We start from the raw sequence: 1,622 nt of genomic DNA on the forward strand, positions 1-1,622 counted from the left end.
GCCGGAGACGGCCTGGCCCGGCGCCAGGTGGTCACCACCTCCGGATGGAACTATCCCGACCTCATCGGCGTCCGCTAACGCCCACGCCCGGCTGGAGGTACAGGCCTCCGCTGCCATATCCCGCTAGCATTCGTTCCAACCGATAGGAATCCGTCGATGACCCGTTTCCGGACGACCGTGGTTGCCCTCGTCGGGGGCGCCCTCCTCCTCGGGCCCGGCGCCACTGCGCAGGATGAGGAGACCGAAGCAGTGACGTCCGCCCCAGACGAGGTGGCGGGGATGCCCACCCCGGACCTGGACGAGGAGCAGCGCTACATCGTCACCTTCCAGGAGGGGTCCTCGGCGGCACAGTCGGCACGGGGGCGCGGGCAGGCACTCGCACGGGTTGCTCGGGAAACGGGGGTGCGCATCGACGCGCTGCGCGCCATGTCACCGGCCGTGCAGGTGATCGAGGCGGAGCCGGGCCTCACCGAGCAGGGAGCCCGCCGCCTCGTTCGTGCCCTGGAAAGCCGTCCGGATGTCGAGCACGTCGATCGCGACATCCGGTTGACGGCGGCCTGGACGCCGAACGACCCCGACTATCGCACCCAGTGGCACTACCAGAACACCACTGGGGGAATCCGCCTACCGCAGGCATGGGACAACACTCGCGGCGAGGGAGTGATGGTGTCGGTCCTTGACAGTGGCCTCACCTCGCACCCCGACCTGGACGGCAACGTGGTGGCGGGCTACGACTTCGTCGACGCGAACCTGTCCCGGGACGGTGACGGGTGGGATCCAAACCCCCGTGACGAGGGCGACTGGTGTGAGGCTCCGTCCTCCTGGCACGGCACCCATGTTGCTGGCACGGTGGCCGCGGTCACCGACAACGGGACCGGTGTTGCAGGCGTCGCTCCCCGCGCAGGCCTGCAGCCGGTCCGGGTACTTGGCGCCTGTGGTGGCTACCTGTCGGACATCGCCGCAGCCGTCCGGTGGGCTGCGGGGGCCCAGGTGAACGGGGCGCCGACCAACACGACGCCCGCAGACGTCATCAACATGAGCCTCGGCGGGAGCAGCGACTCCTGCCCCCCTGCGATGCAGGCCGCCATCGACGTTGCGGTGGGACGCGGCGCCACGGTCGTGGTTGCGGCTGGCAACGACGGAACGGAGGCCAGCACATCCGTTCCGGCCAACTGCGCCAACGTGGTGACAGTCGCCGCCAGCACCAGCTCGGGCAGCCGCGCCGGATTCTCCAACTACGGCCGCGTGGTCGACGTCACTGCGCCGGGCAGCTCGATCCTGTCCACCTCCAACACCGGCAGCACGGTTCCGGCACAGCCTGGCTACGCCTGGATGGGCGGCACCTCTATGGCCGCCCCTCACGTGGCGGGACTAGCGGCGCTGATGCTCCAGCTCGACCCCTCGCTGACCCCCGCCCAGGTCGAGGGACACCTCAAGGCGGGTGCCCGGGTCATGCCCGGCTCCTGCACCGGGGGCTGCGGCGCCGGCCTGGTCGACGCCCAGGCAACGGTGGGCCGCCTGCTGGCCGGTACTCCTGACCCTGAGGTGGGGTATGACGGTGATGGGTACGGGGATGTGTTGATGCGGCGGTCGAACGGGGATCTGATGATGTTCTCCGGTGA

The 1,622-nt window shown here is 69.9% G+C and carries 1 protein-coding gene; it reads left to right on the plus strand.

Annotation, left to right across the window (positions count from 1 at the left end; genetic code table 11):
* Positions 1 to 156: 156 nt before the first annotated feature.
* Positions 157 to 1,622: S8 family peptidase (locus GFJ45_RS16025; RefSeq protein WP_153399086.1), on the plus strand; the 1,466-nt coding region annotated here is incomplete at its 3' end.

The sequence above is a fragment of the Ornithinicoccus halotolerans genome (assembly GCF_009602535.1).
In the GTDB taxonomy this organism is placed as follows: Bacteria; Actinomycetota; Actinomycetes; order Actinomycetales; family Dermatophilaceae; genus Ornithinicoccus; species Ornithinicoccus halotolerans.